Origin of the sequence: Streptomyces sp. CB02058 (assembly GCF_001905505.1) — a bacterium.
Taxonomy (GTDB): domain Bacteria; phylum Actinomycetota; class Actinomycetes; order Streptomycetales; family Streptomycetaceae; genus Streptomyces.
Genome location: NZ_LIPG01000001.1, coordinates 776,536 through 793,723 on the forward strand (window position 1 = coordinate 776,536; position 17,188 = coordinate 793,723).

At 70.0% G+C, this 17,188-nt stretch carries 16 protein-coding genes; 12 read left to right on the forward strand and 4 right to left on the reverse strand.

Annotated elements, in window-relative coordinates:
- The first annotated feature begins 6 nt into the window (after nt 1-6).
- From AMK10_RS03730 to AMK10_RS03775, 10 genes are all read left to right on the forward strand, one after another.
- A complete protein-coding gene (locus AMK10_RS03730; protein WP_073744669.1) occupies nt 7-1,041 on the forward strand; it encodes a response regulator transcription factor in 1,035 nt (344 codons plus the stop codon).
- A gap of 258 nt (nt 1,042-1,299) precedes the next feature.
- Nucleotides 1,300-1,530 carry a hypothetical protein gene (locus tag AMK10_RS03735; RefSeq protein WP_073744672.1) on the forward strand — a complete coding sequence of 77 codons (231 nt, stop codon included), beginning with the start codon at nt 1,300-1,302 and terminating at the stop codon, nt 1,528-1,530.
- Nucleotides 1,527-2,192, forward strand: coding sequence for a pilus assembly protein TadG-related protein (locus AMK10_RS03740; RefSeq protein WP_073744674.1), 666 nt, complete (start codon nt 1,527-1,529; stop codon nt 2,190-2,192). Before AMK10_RS03735 ends, AMK10_RS03740 begins: the two co-directional genes overlap by 4 nt.
- A 31-nt stretch (nt 2,193-2,223) precedes the next feature.
- Nucleotides 2,224-2,823 carry a hypothetical protein gene (locus AMK10_RS03745; protein ID WP_073744676.1) on the forward strand — a complete coding sequence of 200 codons (600 nt, stop codon included), beginning with the start codon at nt 2,224-2,226 and terminating at the stop codon, nt 2,821-2,823.
- Between the two features lie 65 nt (nt 2,824-2,888).
- Complete coding sequence (locus tag AMK10_RS03750) at nt 2,889-3,482, forward strand: OmpA family protein (RefSeq protein WP_241839467.1); 594 nt, start codon at nt 2,889-2,891, stop codon at nt 3,480-3,482.
- Nucleotides 3,483-3,722: 240 nt separating this feature from the next.
- Nucleotides 3,723-5,357 carry a serine/threonine-protein kinase gene (locus tag AMK10_RS03755; protein ID WP_073744680.1) on the forward strand — a complete coding sequence of 545 codons (1,635 nt, stop codon included), beginning with the start codon at nt 3,723-3,725 and terminating at the stop codon, nt 5,355-5,357.
- A gap of 470 nt (nt 5,358-5,827) precedes the next feature.
- Nucleotides 5,828-8,257, forward strand: coding sequence for a restriction endonuclease fold toxin 5 domain-containing protein (locus AMK10_RS03760; protein ID WP_073744682.1), 2,430 nt, complete (start codon nt 5,828-5,830; stop codon nt 8,255-8,257).
- 33 nt (nt 8,258-8,290) lie between these two features.
- Nucleotides 8,291-9,010, forward strand: a complete 720-nt coding sequence (locus AMK10_RS03765) for a hypothetical protein (protein WP_073744684.1) — start codon at nt 8,291-8,293, stop codon at nt 9,008-9,010.
- Nucleotides 9,007-9,537, forward strand: a complete 531-nt coding sequence (locus AMK10_RS03770; RefSeq protein WP_241839468.1) for a hypothetical protein — start codon at nt 9,007-9,009, stop codon at nt 9,535-9,537. Before AMK10_RS03765 ends, AMK10_RS03770 begins: the two co-directional genes overlap by 4 nt.
- A gap of 164 nt (nt 9,538-9,701) precedes the next feature.
- Nucleotides 9,702-10,430: a hypothetical protein gene (locus AMK10_RS03775; RefSeq protein ID WP_073746032.1), complete on the forward strand. Its 729-nt coding sequence runs from the start codon at nt 9,702-9,704 to the stop codon at nt 10,428-10,430.
- Between the two features lie 36 nt (nt 10,431-10,466).
- On the opposite strand, the gene AMK10_RS03780 is transcribed toward AMK10_RS03775, so the two are convergent.
- The 3 genes from AMK10_RS03780 to AMK10_RS03790 are packed head-to-tail and all read right to left on the reverse strand — an operon-like array spanning nt 10,467 to nt 13,529.
- A complete protein-coding gene (locus AMK10_RS03780) occupies nt 10,467-10,913 on the reverse strand; it encodes a DUF3592 domain-containing protein (RefSeq protein WP_073744686.1) in 447 nt (148 codons plus the stop codon).
- Between the two features lie 20 nt (nt 10,914-10,933).
- Nucleotides 10,934-11,515, reverse strand: coding sequence for a hypothetical protein (locus AMK10_RS03785; protein ID WP_073744688.1), 582 nt, complete (start codon nt 11,513-11,515; stop codon nt 10,934-10,936).
- A gap of 19 nt (nt 11,516-11,534) precedes the next feature.
- Nucleotides 11,535-13,529 carry a hypothetical protein gene (locus AMK10_RS03790; RefSeq protein WP_073744690.1) on the reverse strand — a complete coding sequence of 665 codons (1,995 nt, stop codon included), beginning with the start codon at nt 13,527-13,529 and terminating at the stop codon, nt 11,535-11,537.
- Nucleotides 13,530-14,134: 605 nt separating this feature from the next.
- Here AMK10_RS03790 and AMK10_RS03795 point away from each other — a divergent pair.
- Both AMK10_RS03795 and AMK10_RS03800 read left to right on the forward strand, forming a co-directional pair.
- Nucleotides 14,135-15,334, forward strand: a complete 1,200-nt coding sequence (locus AMK10_RS03795; protein WP_073744693.1) for a Hint domain-containing protein — start codon at nt 14,135-14,137, stop codon at nt 15,332-15,334.
- Nucleotides 15,331-15,744, forward strand: a complete 414-nt coding sequence (locus tag AMK10_RS03800) for a hypothetical protein (protein WP_198959615.1) — start codon at nt 15,331-15,333, stop codon at nt 15,742-15,744. The genes AMK10_RS03795 and AMK10_RS03800 overlap by 4 nt, the downstream gene beginning before the upstream one ends.
- 97 nt (nt 15,745-15,841) lie before the next feature.
- Here AMK10_RS03800 and AMK10_RS03805 read toward each other — a convergent pair whose 3' ends face one another.
- Nucleotides 15,842-17,131, reverse strand: coding sequence for a benzoate/H(+) symporter BenE family transporter (locus AMK10_RS03805; RefSeq protein ID WP_073744695.1), 1,290 nt, complete (start codon nt 17,129-17,131; stop codon nt 15,842-15,844).
- Nucleotides 17,132-17,188 lie beyond the last annotated feature (57 nt).

The following is a 17,188-nucleotide window of genomic DNA, read 5'->3' on the forward strand; positions in this document are numbered from 1 at the left end:
CGCAGAATGCCGGACGACGTCTCCCGCACGTCGGGCCAGAACTGGGCGGCACAGAACCACGCCTCCCAGCACACGTCCGCACACGCGAACCCGCTTCCCTCCGAGCTCAGCTCCCCCGGATTCCCGGCGCCCCAGAGGCCCGCGGCATCCGAGCTGATGCCCCCCTTCCCCGCACCCCGCGACGTCCCGGCCCCCGGCCCGCTCCGGGTCGTCGTCGCCGACGACAACCCGGTGGTCCGCGCCGGTCTGGGCGTCCTGCTGTCCGGCCGCGAGGACATCGAGGTCGTCGCCGAGGCGGCCGACGGCCGCCAGGCGTACGAGATGGCCGTGCAGCACCGCCCGGACGTCGTCCTGCTCGACGTCCGGATGCCTGGAGTCGACGGCATCTCCGCGCTGCCGCACCTCGTGCGGGTGGCGCCGGTGATGATGCTGACGTACAGCCGCGAGAGCCAGATCGTGCACGAGGCGCTGCGTCTGGGGGCCGGAGGCTACCTGGTGCACGGCGAGTTCACGGCGGACCAACTGGTGCAGGCGGTACGCGACACCAAGAGCGGCCGGGCCCACTTCACCGCCACGGCGGCGAACGCCCTCCTCGCCCACATGCGCCAGGGCACCGCACCACAGGGCGGCCCGCTGCCGGACGGCCTCGGGGCCGCCCTGGCCGCCGGTTCCCCGCACGGTGCGCCTGCACACGGTCCCGTGGCGCAGTCCCTTCCACCTGCGACGCGACACAACCCTCCGGCGCAGGGTCTTTCGCAACTGCAACCGGTTGTGGCACAGTCTTCGAAGGCGGATGACCCGCCGGGAGCGCCCAACTCGCCGCATCACGGCCTGAGTTCCAGGGAGGTGGAGGTCATGGAGCTGATCGCGTCCGGCATGAGCAACCAGCAGATCGCCGCCACCTGCTTCATCAGCGAGAAGACGGTCAAGAACCACATCAACCGCATCTTCACCAAGCTCCACAGCGGAAGCCGCAGCGAAGCCATCGCCCGATGGCTGGGCACGGCACCGGGCGGCAGGCCCGGCCTGGGGGGCAGGTAGCCATGACGGCACGGGGGAAGCGTCACCAGGCGCCCGGGACGGCCTGCGCGCCGGGGGCCCAGCAGCGGGGACCGCGGGCCCAACTGACACATTGGGCCCGGCTTTGGGCCCTGGGACCCTCTCTCGGAGGGGGTGTTCCGCCGTACGTTTCTCATGTCGCAAACGGCACCGGCCAGGAGGAAGCCGGTAACGGGAGCGGCAACGCAGAAACGTATGAGTCGGCCGGCTGTCGGTCGGCCGGACCTGGAGGGGAACACCATGTCGAACATCACCCTGAAGACCGCCGTCCGCGTCAACGGCTGGGCGAACACCGCGGTCAGCGCCATCCAGAAGCGCTACGAGGCGAAGGACCGGGGCCAGACGGCGTTCGAGTACCTGGGCATCATCCTGGTGGTCGTGGCGATCATCGGCGGCATGGTGGCCTCGGGCATCGGTGGTGCGATCACGACCCGCATCACGGGTCTGGTGAGCTCCATCACGGCCAAGTGATCAAGAGCAGTCGCAGCGATCGAGGGCAGGCCTTCCCCATCTACATCGTGATGGTGGCGGGTCTGCTCTTTCTCGCGTTCGCATTCTTTGCGGTCGGCAAGGCTTCGGCCACGCGTAATGGTGCTCAGGGTGCTGCGGACGCAGCGGCCCTCGCCGCGGCGCAGCAAGCCCGCGACGAGATAGGCCCGGCGTTCCTCGGGGCGCTTCTGCTTCCCGGGGGGCTGAACGACTTCTTCGGCGGTCACTACATAAGCGGTGGGCCGTGCAATCAGGCACAGCGCTTCGCCGCGGACAACCGCGCGGACGTGGTGGGTGGATGTCAGTGGAACTCCGGCTATCAGCGTGACGAGGTCACCGTCAGGGTCAAGACCCGCAACACGGTGGGCGACACGGTGATTCCCGGTACCGAGACGAAGCACGCCACGGCCACTGCGACAGCCGTGATCGAGTTCCGGTGCAGCTGGAAGCCGGCGGAGAAGCCCGACGAGGGCACGAATCCGCCGCCGGACGAGGACAAGGACGAGGACGACAAGGAAGAGACTCCGGGACCGATCACCTTCGACTGTGACGGCCGGAATCGATTCGAGATCGATCCTCTCAAGCCGGATCCGTGGTCCGAGCTGGGCAAGGCACTCTTCGCCGTGCACCTGATCAACGACTGACAGCGAACGACGAGTAAAGGAATCAGAACCCATGAGCATTCGGCACACCACAAGCTCTCGAAGGGCAGTGGCAATCGCATCCTTGGCGGCTGCCATGGCTTTCGCTGTCTCGGGCTGTGGCGGGGACGACGGTGCGGCGAAGGACGCTGGCACATCCACATCCTCCAAGCCCGCGAGCGGTGATGGGAAGTCGAAGCCGGACACTGCGGCCGGAGAGAACGTCGACCCGAATGTGAAACTTGCCGAGGTCAGGGGCAGGGACGGGTTCTTGCTGGTAGTAAATGAAGTGAAGCGCGATACGGGCGGATTCATTACCGTCAGCGGTGAGATCAAGAACACCAGCGAAACTCCGCTGAACGCATCCGGCATGGAGGGTGCAGAGTCTGCACTGGTGGCGAAGAACCCCAACTCGGTGGCCGGAGCCACGTTGGTGGACAAGGTCGGAAAGAAGCGTTACTACGTCCTGCGGGACACGGACAACCGGTGCCTGTGCACAACAAGCATGCTTTCGATCTCGCCTGGACAGTCCAATCCCATCTTCATGCAGTTCCCGGCGACGCCAGCGTCGTCGACCGAAGTCGACTTCACGTTGCCGGGCTTCGCCACCACGTCGCTGAAGATCTCCGGGTGATGACAGAGATGACTCACGTTCGCAGGCGTTTGGGGCCAACCAGGTCGGCCGGCGCAGCGGTGGCCATGACCCTGTTCACGGTCAGCGTCACTCTCGTGGGTGCCGTGTCCGCGCAGGCGGACGACGGCCCCAGCGTTCCCCCGGGCACCGAGGCTTCGGCCGAACCCCCGGTCAAGACGGACGGCAATGATCCGGACCTGAAGATGCCCGAGGGCGGAACGCTCGCCCCCGGGAAAGTCCTCGACATCATCCAGGTCGTCGAGGACCTGGGCGGCGAGGAGCGTCGCGAGGACACCAACGCGGACATCAAGTTCGCGCTCCAGGCCGAAGTCCTCTTCGGCAAGGACAGCGCCAAGCTGAGCTCCGAGGCCAACTCGCGCATCGTCGCCATCGCGGCCGAGATCGAGAAGCAGAACGCGACGAAGGTCCGCGTCTTCGGCTTCACCGACAACCTCGGTTCGTCGGCGCACGGCGACGTGCTGTCCAAGCAGCGTGCCGAAGCGGTCAACAGCGTGCTGTCCAAGGAGCTGGACCCCTCGATCACCTTCGAGATCCGCGGCTACGGCGAGCAGTACCCCATCGCCGACAACACGACGGAGGAAGGGCGCAAGAAGAACCGTCGCGTGGAGGTCTCCTTCCCGCGCGGCGAGGGTTCCTGATCCGGACCGGCCACGCGGGAGCGCAGGTCCCTGAGAGGCCCGCGCAGTTCCAGTGAGAACCGCACGGCGGCGTGGATGCCGCCGTGCGGTTCGCGGGTTTGGGGACGACTTCCTTCCGGCTGCCGGACACCGGACGATGGTGACCCGGCCTGGAGACTCCGGGCCCTTCGCGGCGTGGGGTGTGGTGTGGAGCCGTTAACTCGGGAAGACCCGCGGCAGGTCGGTCCCTTTCTGCTGCTCATGCGCCTCGGGGAGGGCGGGATGGGCCGGGTGTATCTGGGACGCTCACCGACCGGCCGCATGGTGGCGGTGAAACTGGTGCACGCGGGGCTGGTGGGAACCCCTGGTTTCCGGGAGCGGTTCGCCCGGGAGGTGCGCATATCCCGGACGGTGACGGGCGCCGGTACCGTGCCGGTCGTAGCCGCTGATCCCGAGGCGGCGGTTCCCTGGCTGGCGTCCGCCTATGTGGCCGGCCCGTCGCTCGCCGAAGCCGTGCACCGGTACGGACCGTTCGGTACGCCCGCCCTCTGGCGCTTGTTGTCGGGGCTGGGCGAGGCGTTGGAGGCGGTGCACACGAGCGGGCTCGTACACCGGGACCTCAAGCCCTCCAATGTCCTGCTGTCCCTGGACCGGCCGCTGCTGATCGATTTCGGGATCGCCCGAGCGGCTGACGAAGCCGGGCTTACCGGCACCGGCCTCGTTGTCGGTTCGCCCGGATACATGTCACCGGAGCAGGCCGAGGGACGGGAGGTCTCCTCGGCCGGCGACGTCTTCTCGCTGGGAGCCGTGTTGGCGTTCGCGGCGACCGGGCGCAGCCCGTTCGGTGGCGGATCGGGTCCGGAACTCCTCTACCGGATCGTGCATCACGCCCCGGACCTCAGCGGAGTCGATGAGGCACTCGCCGACGTCGTACGGGAGTGTCTGGCCAAGACTCCTGGCCAACGGCCCACGCCATTGGCACTGCGGGAACGCGCGGACGCCGCGATCCAGGACGTCGGCACGGACTGGTTGCCCGCCCCGGTGGCCTCCGCGATCGCAAGAAGAGCCGAGCAACTGCTCAACATGGAGGGCGAGAGAACCGAGAAGGACGGCTGGCCGCACTCCGGGGCCAGCCCCACCGCCGTCGTCACCGAGGTGGTGCCCGACCCGTCACCCGGGCAGCATGCCGCGCCGACCCAGGCAGCCGGTCGGTACGGCGCCGTACCGCCGCCGCATCCACCCTTCACTCCGCAGGCCGGTCACAGAATGCCCGGGTTTCAGGTGCCGACTGTTTCCCGGCCGGACGGAACCGGTGCGAGCAGTCGCCGTTCCGCGGCCAAGGTCGCGGCCTTCCTCGGTCTGACTGTCGTAGCGGTGGCCACAGGAGTGATCATCGCCCTCAACACCGCAGACCCGTCCACGCCTTCTCGTTCGGGCTCCGACAGGTCCACTCCCCAGCAGCCGGTTCCGGCGACGGCGAGCCCGGCAGAGGGCGGGACGGAGCGTCCGACGGCTCCGGCCACCGAACAGCCGACGAAGGAAGTGTCGCCCGTCGAGGGCGAGTGGCGTGGCACCTACCGCTGCGGCCAGGGTGAGACAGGTCTCACCCTGACGATCACCGATGCCGACGGCGCCCTCACCGCCACCTTCGACTTCTATCCGGTCGCCTCCAACCCTGATGTCCCGGAGGGGTCGTTCGCCATGCGCGGGACGCGTGTCGGGACGCACATGGACCTCTACGGGGACCACTGGATCGTGCAGCCGGAGGACTATCTGATGGTCGGTCTCTCCGCGGACGTCGCGGGCGGTTCCCCGAAGGCGCTGGTCGGACCCGTGACCGACCCGGACGGAGAGCCGAGCGACAGCTGCGCCACGTTCTCCGTGGAAAGGCAGTGAGGGAGCATTCGGGCCCGCGGTCCCCGGCGCTGTGTCCGGTCGCAGGGGCGCGTAGGCCGGTCGGTGGGAGGCGGAGGACGGATTTGCGCCCGGTATGCCGTGTATGGGTGTCCGGGGGTTCACGGTGACCGGGGAGCCAGGGCCCGGAGGGCCGTGCGGACGTCGGTGAGTATGGCGTCGGGGGTACGCAACGATCGGGGGCGGGTTCTCCGGTGTGACGGGCGCCGCCGCCAGGCTCTCCGGTTGCGCGGCGCCGTGGTGGACGACTGGGGCGGCGCGTGGGGTGTCTGCGGCGCACAACGGCCGCAACTGGGCTCCAAGTCGTGGGTGGTGCTGCCCCGGTAGCGATTTCGGCTGGTTCGCCGTGGCGGTAGGTCCTGATTGGGTCCCTGGGCCCAGGCGCTCAAGGGGGTCGGCGTCGTACGGTTATCGGCCAAATAGCGTCACGATGAGACGAGTTGAGGTCGAACATGGCCACCGTGGGGTCAACTCCCGGTTTCGGAGGCTCCTGGCAGCCGCCCGTTGCCGAGCGCCAGGACATGCCTCAGCTGCTGAGGGTGTCCCGGATCCTCGTCCACGTCCTGTTCGCCATCACGGTGTTCGGCGGTGTGGGGCTGCTGCTCACGGCGGCGAGCGCCGATGTCCTGGACGGCACGATGCTGGCGCTCGCGGCGTACGGCGCCGCGCCCGGTGTCACCGGGTGGGTCCTCGCGCGCAGGGCGTGGACCGGCGGGGTGTGGGTCTGGCGCGGGCTCGTCGGCGTACAGATATGGATGCTCCTCGGCGGGATGTCCAGTCTGCGCGACGGTTCCCTGCGCGGGCTGACCCAGATGTTCCTGCCCCTGGTGATCCTGGTCTTTCTGAGCCGGGCGGAGAGCCGGCAGTGGTTCCGGCTGGACGGTGCGCACCGGGAGATCCACGAGGAACCCCGCTTCTCGCTCTCGCGGATGATCACGTGGCGCAGGGACCGGGGCCAGTCGGCGATGGAGTACCTCGGGCTGATCACCGTAGTGGCGGCGATCATCCTCGCGCTGGCACTGGGCGGTGTGGGCGGGCAGATAACCAACGGCTTGCAGGCCGCCATCTGCTCGCTGACAGGCAGCTCCTGCCCCGCGCCGGGTGCGGGATCGCAAACCGTGGAGGCCGGCGACGGCACGACCGACGGCGGTACGGACACGGGCGGCACCGACGCGGGCGGTACGGACACCGGCGGTACGGATGCCGGTGGCACCGACGCGGGCGGTACGGACGGCACCGGCGGCACCACGGGCGGCGCCACCGGCGGGGACTCAGGCGGTACGGACGGCACCGGTGGCACCACGGGCGGAGTCACCGGCGGGGACGCGGGCGGCACCGACAGCACGGGCAGCGCAACGGGCGGCAGCACCGGCGGCACGACCGGCGGGGACTCAGGCGGTACGAACGGCACCGGCGGGGAAACGGGCGGCACCACCGGCGGCACCGAGACCCGGCCCATCGGCACCGGCCCCATCGAGACCGAGGACGACAAGACCGAGGCCGCCGAGGACGAGCCCGGCTGGGAGGACGACGAAGAGGCGTCGGACGAGGGGGAGGAGAAGGAGGACGAGGACTGCTTCTCCGGGTTCGGGGCCTTCTTCTCGTGCGCGGGGGACAAGGTCAAGCAGGTCGGCCAGGGCCTCTTCGTCGACGGGATCTGGGGCGACCTCACCGGGATCTGGGACACGGTCACGGACCTTCCCGGCACCTGGGAAGGGCTGAAGGACTACGGCGGCTCGCTCGGCGACGCGTGGTCGGAGGGCACCAAGGACGCCGGTGACAAGTGGCGTAAGGGCGACTACTGGGATGCCCTGACCGACTGGGGCGGCTCCTCGGTCGACACCGGACTGACCGTGCTCGACGACATGTTCATCGGCGACGAGGTCAAGGACCAGTGGAACAACGGTGAGAAGACCCGGGCCGGCACCACCGTCGTGTGGAACATCGGCTCGCTCTTCATCCCCGGTTACGGCGAGGCCAAGATCGCCCAGAAGCTGGGCAAGCTCGGGAAACTCGGCAAGCTGGGCAAGCTCGGTGAGGCCGCCCAGAAGGCGGGCAAGGCCGCCGAGCGAGCACGCAAGGCCGCGGGCAAGGGCGATGTCGACGGCGCGAAGAAGGCCGCGGACGAGGCCCAGGAGCACGCCGACGACGCGGCCGACAGGCTGGCGGAGAAGGGCTGCCTGATCAGCTCGGGGCCGCTCGGCGGGGGCCGGCCGCAGCCGTCGTACGCCGGAGGCGTGAACGCGGCGGCGGGCACCCCTGCCGTGTACCGCGCCAACGGCGTCCCTGCGCTCTTCGGCGCGGAGACGGAGTGCGACGGGGTCAGCCAGGAGGAGATCGACGCCGCCGAGCAGGCCCAGAAGGACGCCGACGCGGCCAAGGCGGCGGCGAAGGAGGCCAGCCGCAAGAAGGTCGCCAAGTGGGCCAAGCCGTCCTGGTACGGAGACCTGAAGAACCCCCGCAAGGGTTCGAAGGATCTGGGCGACGGCACGTGGAAGGCCAAGAAGTCCGTCGCGTACTGGCCCAGCATGGAGCGCTGGATGCGCTACCAGGAGCAGGTCTCCGGCGTGAAGCGGGGCAAGGAGTACGCCGTCAAGGACCCCGAGACCGGCCGTGACGTCGACTTCGACGGCTGGGACTCCGCCTCGCAGACGTACAAGGAGGCTAAGTTCGGGTACGGCAAGAAGGTCCGGCCCGACGGGACTCTGGAGCCGGCGCAGGCGGCGAAGTTCGTGGAGCAGGCACAACGCCAGGTGCGCGCCGCCGGCGGCAAGCCCGTCGAGTGGAACTTCTCCAATCCGAAGGTCGCCGAGGCGGCGCAGAAGGCGTTCGACGACGCCGACGTGGATGTGATCGTGAAGCACACTGCTGTGGAGAAGTAGCGGCAGCGGACGCACGAGGGCGGAGAGGCACGAATGTCCGGCGAAGTGGTAGTGAAGGTGTCCTGGGGCCCCCGGCCCGAATCGTCCCGGGAGCTGGCGGTGCGCTGGCTGGAGGCGCTCCGCCGGCTGACGGAGCTGTCGGCGCCCGACCCGGTCGGCTGGCGCTGGGACGCGGAGGACGGGAAGGGGGCCCCCGTCCCGGCCGGCACGGGGGAGTTCGCCGCCGTCGTGGAGGCCGGAGGCCCGGAGGAGGACGCCGACATCCTCGGCAGGCAGGCCGCCGTCGTCGGGACGTGGCCGGACGGCTCCTACGCCTATCTGCGGGCCAAGGGGGGCGGCAGCGACGCGTACACACCGTTCACCGCGACCCTCCAGCTCTTCCCGGCGTCCGGCGCGACCGCCGGGAGCGCGCATCCGCTGGCCGGCCGGCTGCCCGACGCCCTCGCGGCCCTGGCCGAGTCCTGGGAGGCCGACACCGGCCTCGCCTACGACCGCCCGCTGTTCAACGCGATCAGGTCGGCCTTCGGCCTCCGCAACTCGCAGCCCCGCTGCGGCTGGGCTACGTATCTCTCCGCCAACCGCGCCGCCCTCGTGCCCGAGGACCTGCCCGGCGCGCGGCACACCACCACGGGCGGCGGGCTGGTGCTGGACTCCGGGCGCTCCACACAAGCGGTGGAGGCCGCCCAGCGGGCGCTGGCGGGCGCGGGCGCTCTGGAGCCCCTGACCGCCTCGGCGCCCCGGCCGGCCTGGTGAGCGAGGCGCTGGAGCTCAGGTCCAGGGTGCGCGGCGACATCGCCGCGATCGTGGCGCTGCGGACAGGTCCGTACGCGCCACCCTGGACCGGCTGCGCCGACCCCGGACGCTCGGCCTCCGGCGAGGACTTCGCGATCGTCGCGCTCCGGGTCGGCGAGGACTTCTACGGAGCCGGAGCCGGAGCCGATGGCGCCGAGGACGGCGAGGCCGACGGCGACGGCCGCACGGCGCGCATGGACGCGGCGCACGAGGCGTTCGAGACCGAGCGCTGGGGCGTGGTTCTCGCCCTCGACGAGCGCTGGGGGCCGCACCGCGAACTCTCCGCCGACGCGTACGAGGAGTCCGAGGCGGCGGGCGCCTTGGTGCCGCCGTTCTTCGGGGCACTCGTCGAGCTCGGCTACTTCGGCGACGTACAGACCTGGGACGTGGGCGGGCGCACGGTCGGGGTCGGCGTCGGGCAGATGGACCAGGAGGAGCCGGTCGTGCTCTTCGCCGTGGCGCTGGCACCTGAGTACGCCACCGACTGAGGCGACGCCCCGGCGGACCACCGGCGCGGGCCCGGTACGGAACCGGGAAGCTCACGCAGAGCGTCCGGACGGGCAACAACACGCATGACCACGAGCCGGGGTGACGGAGTGAAGGACCAGGAGAAGTGCCCGCCGGCGCTGTCGGGAAGGCAGAGGAGGACGTCGTGCTGAACGTCGTCGTGAACGGTTTCTGGGGCGCCCGCGAAGAGGACCCGCAGGCCATCGCCGCACGGTGGAACGCCACGCTGGCGCGGCTGGAGGACATCGACAAGGGCACGTTCCACGGGTGGCACGAGGCGGGGGACGGTGTCCCGGCCGATCCCCTGCTGACCCCCACCGTTCCGGCGCTGGCCGACTACCTCGTACGGGAGAACCCAGGACCGGACCTCGGCGTGGTGGGCTACGGCGGGTCGTTGTGGGCGCAGAACCAGGACGCGGCGAAGGCGACCTCGAACGTCCGCGCGGGCGGCCTCTCCCCGTACATCAGCCGCTCCGCCTCGGTCATCCTCCGCTCGCACACGGTGGACGAGGACGCGGACGTCGTCCGGCGCACCCCGGAGATCCTGGCGGTCATCGGCGAGGAGTGGGACATCGACGCCGGGCAGGTGTACGACAGGCCGCTGTACAGGACGGTCGCCGAGCACTTCGGCCTGCGGAACAACGACCCGCGCTGCGGCCATGCGGTCTGGCTCTCCGAGCGACGGGCGGCGCTCGCCCCCGAGGGGCTGCCGGGCACCAGCACACCGGCCGCGAACGGCGGGCTGGTCATCGACCTGACGTACGGCGGCACGCGGACGCCGTCGGCCGAGACCGTCATCGACGTCAACACGCGGCTCAGGGCGACGGGCGCGCTGGATCCGCTCGCCACGCCCTTCGACCGGGCCAAGCTCTGACGGGCCCGCTCCGGGGTCACCCGCCTCCGGTTCCGCTCAGCCCGCCACCATCGCCGCGAACGCGATCAGCAGCCCCAGCGAGAACAGCCCGAGCACCCCAGCGAACACGGTCGGCATCAGCACCGGCCCCCACGCCCCCGGCCCCGCCACCGTCGCCCGCCGCTCCGGGTCCGCCGGGTCGAACGACACCCGCACCGGCGCTCCGACCTCGAAGCCGAAAGGCCCCGGAGCGTGGTCCGTGAACTCCACCTCGCGGCCGTCCGGGGTGCGGAAGGCGAAGACGTACTCCGTGCGGTAACGGTTCTCCGCACCGGAGCCCCGGTCGATCACACGCCGGTCCGAGCACCGGCCCTCGGCGCGCTCGCCGCTCCGGACGAGCCGCACCACACGCAGCAGCCGGAGGCCGGAGCGGACCGCGAACGCGCCGAGGAACAGGCCGAACAGCAGCAGGAAGGTGGCCGTGCCACCGGGCAGTACGTCCATGAACTCGGCTCCGGAACGGGTTACTTGACGGTGATGGAAGCGACGAACGCGTCGAGGTCCGCCGGGCTCAGCGCACCCTTGACCGCGTTGACCCGGATGGCGAACGGTACGTCCTTCGAGTCGACCCCGGCCACCACCACCCCCGTCATCCGCGTCCCCTTCACCGGCGTCGACTCCTCGCCCGTCGAGGTGAACTCGTAGTCGATCCGGCGTGCTTCGCGGGCGCTCTCCTCGCCGGCCAGCCGCACGTCCTCGGTCTCCCCGCGGGTCGCCCCGAGCCCGATCCCGGCGCCCGCCGCCGCCGCGGCCTCGGCGGCGTCGCCGACCCCGGTGGCGAAGTCCAGCTGGACCGAGACCATGCCGGTGCGCAGCCCCTTCTCCTCCTTGAGCGCGACCGCCGCGTTGGCCTCGCTGCGCTCGGAGGCCGGCTGCGGGGCGTACCCCTGGTCCTTCGGGTAGCCGACGGACACGCTCTTCGTGTCGAGCGTGCCCCAGCCGTCCGGGACCGTGGCCGTGTCCGCGCCACCGCAGCCGCTGAGCAGTGTCAGGCCGAGGACGGCGGCTGCCGCCGCACCGAGCGCCTTGGAGTTCGTCAACGTCATCGCCTCTCGTCGAGCGTGTTCACCGTGCGCAGTAGCTGTAGGGCAGGTACGAGCGCTTGTCACCCTGCGGAGCCCCGAGGAACTGCGCGTCCGTCAGTGTCTCCTTCTTGTGCTCGTCGGAGATCGAGAATCCGAGACTCATGCCCAGCGAGACCTCGAAGCCGAACTCCTGGGCGTCGGTCTCGCCGTGGTACTGCATCGTGCTGGACAGGCCGTCCTGGAACATCATCTGCTCGAAGGGGTCGTTCCCCTCCGGCTTCTTGTCCAGGGACTTGTCGCCGAACATGTACTCGAAGGGGGCGGTGTTGTTGCCCGAGCCGTCGAGCCAGGTCTCCGCTATGGCCCGCTTGGCCTCGGTGGCCTCGTCGGTCTCCTTGCCGAAGACGATCGAGTTCGTCTGCACCTCGATGCCCGTGTCCCCGGACGAGTCGGTGACGTTGCCCTTGCCGCCGCGCTTGTCGTCGTCCTTCTTGCCGTTGTCGCCGGCGACCTCGCCCTTGTCCGACGTCGAGGTCTTCTCCACGGTCTTCGTCATGTCGATCCGGACGATCTTGCCCGTCTTCTGGTCACGGGTGACCGTGATGGCCCCGGTGTTCGTGTCCTTGGCGCCCGCGGTGCCGCCCAGCGGCCCGGCGTTGCCACCCACCTTGCCCTCCAGCTCCAGCTTGGCGGTGTAGGTGTACGACTCGTTGCCGTTGACGTCGTCCTTGGTGATCGTGACGTCCGGCGAGAACTTCGCCTTGCCGCCCAGCTTGGCGCCGAGCTTGTCCTCGTCGCCCGCCTTGATGGAGAGGCCGCCGTCCGCGTACACGTTCAGGCCGATGGTCGAGTAGGAGATCTTCTTGTCGCCGATCTTCTTCTCGATGTCCTCTTTCTTGTCCGCCCACTTCATACCGGAGTACCAGTTGCCGCCGTAGGCGCTGCCGTGGGTCATCGAGGTCTCCCACATCTTCATTTCCTCGATGTCGTCCCGCATCTTCTGGGCGTCCTCCTCGCTCTTGAACACCCAGGTGTCGCCGTTGGTTATCTTGATGCCGCCGCCGATGTCGATGTCCGCCTTCCCCAGACTGCCGAGCTTGACGCCCGGCGTACTGGCGTTGACGCCCGCCGACGCGGCGTCGGTGAAGGTCATGTAGACGAGCTTGTCGTTCTCGTCGACCTTGCCGTCCTCGTTCACATCGGTGTTGGCCTGGGCGACCTTCTGCTGGAAGCCGTACTCCTCGCCCCACTCGAACCAGCCGATCTTGACCTTGCCGCCCGCCGTGTCGGAGATGCTGGAGACCTGGCACAGCTTGGGCTCGTAGTCCGCGTCCGTCTTGGGCTTCGCCGTGCCGTCCCCGCCCGTGGCGCAGCTGCCGCCGCCGCCCCCGGTGAGCGAGGTGATGGCGCAGCGGATGCGGTCGCCGATCCGGCCGCCGACACCGGCCATGGCGAGCGCGGCGACGAGCGCGACGACCAGCACGACGACGCCGAGGTACTCGGTGGCCGTGGCGCCGTTGTCCCGCCAGTTGTACGAGCGTGTGTACGCGGGGGAGGACGCGGAGTCCGAGCCCCTGTCCTCCATCAGCCGGTCCAGGGCCAGGCCCACGGCCGAGCCCGTGACCATCGCGACCGCCGGCATCAGCACGCCCTCGGTGCCCACGACGTCCCAGGTGACGACATAGCCGAAGGCGAGTCCGGCGACGGGGACGGCGAGTGCGCCGAGGAAGTAGAGGGCGCGCGACTCGCGCTGGCGGTCCGGAAGCACCCGGGCCGCCGCGAGTACCGTCAGCACGGTGACGACGACGGCGGGCAGATGCAACAGGGCCAGCCGCCAGCCGAAGACGTCGAGCCGTTCGTCGGTCGCGAGCGTCTCGACGAGGGCCCGTGCCATCAGGTACCCGGCGAGTACGTAGACGAGCGCGCCGGCGGCCCAGCTGCGGCTCAGCGGAAAGAACCAGCCGTCCCCGCCGCCGCCCGCACCGGGCGGCACATGGCCCGGGATTCCACGTCCCCAGTCGCTGCCACCGCTCACGGTTCACCCTCTCGCCATGCCTGCCCTGTTGTCCTCAGGGTGGTGAATGTACGGAGAGGAGGCGCGCCCGACCTGGGCCCTCGGCCCCAAAGACGGGCCCAACTTGCCTCACCGCAGGCCCGGTCCGGGGCTGGGCCCCGAGAGGGATCGGAAGGTCCGAACGGCCCTGAACGAAAGGAACATTGGGGTCCGAGGGCCCAAGACTGCCTGGCTGTGGGGTGGTTAGCGTCGGGGGTATGACTGGTCCGGGGGATGTGCGTGGTGGGTTGCGCCGTTGGTCGCGGGGGTGTGTGCCCCGGACGGGGGTGCGGTTGCTCGGGTTGCGCGGGTCGCGTCGGGGTGAGCGTGGTCAGGGTGCGATCGAGTATCTGGGTCTTGTGCTGGTGGTGGTGGCGATCGTCGGCGCGTTGGTGGCGACGGGGATCGGTGCGGAGCTGACGGAGAAGATCAGTGCGCAGGTCTGCCGGATCGGTGGCGGTGGTGGGTGTGGTGACGGTGGTGGTGGGGACACGGATGTCACTGCGGATGGTCCGGCGGGTGAGGGTGATCCGGTTTCGGACGGTGGTGGGCCGAAGTCCCAGTCGCAGATTGATTACGACGCGGCGTTGAAGGATCTGCAGGACGCGCAGAAGGCGGAGAAGGACAGTTCGGACCAGGCGATCGAGGCGGCGAAGGAGCTGGCGAAGATCCTGGCGGACGAGCTGGGGATCACGGACGCTTTGGACTGCATCACCAAGGGGGACATGGGTGCGTGCACGGAGACGTTGATCAATGTGCTGTTGAGTCTGGTGGGTGGTGCGGTCGGGAAGCTCGCGGCGAAGTACGGGGCGCCGTGGAAGTGGAAGAAGGCCGTCGATCTGATCAAGAAGCTGAAGAAGCATGGTGGGGATCTTTATGACGGTCTGAAGAATCTGATCAAGAACCGTAAGAAGGTCAAGGACGCTCAGAAGAAGCTCGACGACGCGAAGGCGAAGCTCGACGCGGAGAAGAAGGACCCGCCCAAGAAGGACGACAAGCCGGACGACAAGCCGGTCACCTGTCCGGTCAAGCACAGCTTCCTTCCGGGCACTCCGGTCCTGCTCGCGGACGGCCGCCGTATCGGGATCGAGAAGGTCGCAGTCGGCTCACTCGTGTCCGCGACGGACCCGGGCACGGGCCTGACAGGGGCACGGGCTGTCGAGCGGCTGATCACCACCCACGAGGACAAGCACTTCACGCGCCTGGTGTTCCGCACGCCGACGGGGCCCTCCGCACTCACGGCCACCGACACCCACCCGTTCTGGTCCCTCGACAGGCGCGGCTGGGTGGACGCCGGCGAGATCCGCCCCGGAGCCGAGCTCCGCACCCCGGCCGGCACCGCGCTCACGGTCGCTGCCGTCTCCCGCTACACCCAGCGGCAGACCACGTACGACCTCACCGTCGCCGGCATCCACACGTACTACGTGTTCGCGGGCGGTACCCCGGTCCTGGTGCACAACAACAACTGCGGGTTCCGGCCCGGGGTCGCCGACGAGAAGTACGACAAGCATGTGCTGGGGCTCGACGACGCGGGCAATCCCACGCGCACGGCCGACATGCCGGAGTACGACACGCCCGACGGGTTCGACAGGTACGTGGCGGATGCCGAGAACCTGATGGACCCGGCGAGCCTGCCGCCCGGTGCACGCGAGGCCGTCCGCAGCGACGGCGTCGTGATTCGATTGGACGCTCAGGGGAGGATCGGGATGAGGAACGGGAACACCATCACGACTTACTTCCGGCCGGACGACCCGGCCGCATACTTCGCGAACGAGGCAGCTCGATGACTCAAGGTGACAGTCGGTTCCGTGACGAGTTCTCGCGCTTCGTCGCCGCGTCGGGACGGTGGCGCGACACCGGTCCCGAGGCGCTCCTGGGCCGCTGGTCGACGTTCGTCGACCAGTGCGAGCAGGGGTACCGGGGGGACGCCGAGGACTACTTCAACGACCTGACGTCGAGGAACTCGCTGGAGCGGGCCCTGACCGCTGAGGAACTGCAGAGCTTCCCCCAACTCGCCGGCCTCCGCGCGGAGGTGGAAGCACTGGACGAGCGGTTCCGCGCGCTCCTCCTCCCGGACGTCTTCCCCCGGATTCCGGAGGAGACCTGGTGGGCCCGCGGTGTGGTGCGAGCCGGGAGGAAGCGCCTGGTGGACGACTTGCGTCGGGAGTACGGCGTCGAGGTCGCGGAAGTCGGCTGATCCCGCCCCACGGCGGCCCCGCCCACGGCGCCGGGCCGCTCCACCGGCCCCGCCCGCGGTGCCGGGCCGCCCCGCACCCCTCCGGACGCCCGCGTGATCACTGCCGAAGCGCGGGCTCCGCAGGACCGGCGGTGGCGGGCCGGTCTCCGCGGCGCTGCCGGCCGTTGAGCAGGACGTGGGCGGCGACCCCGAACACCAGCCCCCAGAACGCCGAGCCGATGCCGAACAGCGTGACGCCCGACGCCGTGGCCAGGAAGGTGATCAGGGCGGCCTCCCGGTCCTTCTCCTCCCGTACCGCGCCCGTCAGGCCACCGGACAGCGCGCCGAGGAGCGCGACCCCGGCGAGGGCGGCGACCAGCTCCTTCGGCAGGCCCGCGAAGAACGCCACCAGGGTCGAGCCGAACGCCCCCACCACCAGGTACACGGCGCCGCAGGCGACCCCGGCGACGTAGCGGCGTCGGGGATCGCGGTGCGCCTCGGGGCCCGTGCAGATCGCGGCGGTGATGGCCGCGAGGTTCACCGCGTGCGAGCCGAAGGGGGCGAGCACCGCCGAGACGAGGCCGGTGGAGCCGACGAGGAGCCGGTCATCGGGGCGGTATCCGGACGCTGACAGCACGCCGACGCCGGGGGCGTTCTGGGAGGCCAGCGTCGCCAGGGTCAGAGGGACGGCGATCCCGACCAGCGAGGCCACCGAGAAGGCGGGCATCGTGAACACCGGCTGCACCAGACCGACATGGTCCAGCCGCACATGGAGCTTCGCGCTCGCGGCACTGCACACCACCCCCGCGACCAGCGCCAGGAGGACCGCGTACCGGGGGAGCCACCGCTTCCCCAGAAGATAGGCCAGGAGCACGGACCCGGCGATGACCGGGGTGTGCTCGAGCGAGGTGAACACCTCCGCGCCGAACGAGAAGAGGATGCCCGCGAGCATGGCCGAGACGACCGCGCCCGGCACGAGCCGCATCAGCCGCCCGAAGATCCCGGTCACCCCGATCAGGGCGATCACGACCCCGGACACCACGAAGGCGCCGATCACCTCGCCGTACGCGTACGAACCGATGCTGGTGACCAGCAGGGCGGCACCCGGAGTCGACCAGGCGGTGATGACCGGCATACGGGTCCGCAGGCTTAGGGCGATGCAGGTCAGCCCGCTGCCGATCGAGATCGCCCAGATCCAGGAACCGGTCTGCCCCGCGTCCAGGTGCCCGGCACGGGCGGCGGACAGCACGATGACCAGCGGGCCGGAGTAGGACACGACGACCGCGACGACGCCGGCCAGCACGGCGGAGAGGGAGAGATCGCGGACCAGCCGTGGCCGTGGGGCGGGCGCGCCGGACGGAGGCTGCTCCGTGCGTTCCTCCGCCGTCGGTACCGATGAACCGGCCATCCGCTGTCACCCTTCTCCCACGCTGTCCACGCCGCCGTACGCCTCGTACGGACGCTC

Bases quoted from the DNA above. Each gene is read 5' to 3' on its own strand.
- AMK10_RS03730 (WP_073744669.1), top strand. From the start codon at position 7: ATGCCGGACGACGTCTCCCGCACGTCGGGCCAGAACTGGGCGGCACAG.
- AMK10_RS03735 (WP_073744672.1), top strand. From the start codon at position 1,300: ATGTCGAACATCACCCTGAAGACCGCCGTCCGCGTCAACGGCTGGGCG.
- AMK10_RS03745 (WP_073744676.1), top strand. From the start codon at position 2,224: ATGAGCATTCGGCACACCACAAGCTCTCGAAGGGCAGTGGCAATCGCA.
- AMK10_RS03750 (WP_241839467.1), top strand. From the start codon at position 2,889: ATGACCCTGTTCACGGTCAGCGTCACTCTCGTGGGTGCCGTGTCCGCG.
- AMK10_RS03755 (WP_073744680.1), top strand. From the start codon at position 3,723: ATGCGCCTCGGGGAGGGCGGGATGGGCCGGGTGTATCTGGGACGCTCA.
- AMK10_RS03760 (WP_073744682.1), top strand. From the start codon at position 5,828: ATGGCCACCGTGGGGTCAACTCCCGGTTTCGGAGGCTCCTGGCAGCCG.
- AMK10_RS03765 (WP_073744684.1), top strand. From the start codon at position 8,291: ATGTCCGGCGAAGTGGTAGTGAAGGTGTCCTGGGGCCCCCGGCCCGAA.
- AMK10_RS03780 (WP_073744686.1), bottom strand. From the start codon at position 10,913: ATGGACGTACTGCCCGGTGGCACGGCCACCTTCCTGCTGCTGTTCGGC.
- AMK10_RS03785 (WP_073744688.1), bottom strand. From the start codon at position 11,515: ATGACGTTGACGAACTCCAAGGCGCTCGGTGCGGCGGCAGCCGCCGTC.
- AMK10_RS03800 (WP_198959615.1), top strand. From the start codon at position 15,331: ATGACTCAAGGTGACAGTCGGTTCCGTGACGAGTTCTCGCGCTTCGTC.
- AMK10_RS03805 (WP_073744695.1), bottom strand. From the start codon at position 17,131: ATGGCCGGTTCATCGGTACCGACGGCGGAGGAACGCACGGAGCAGCCT.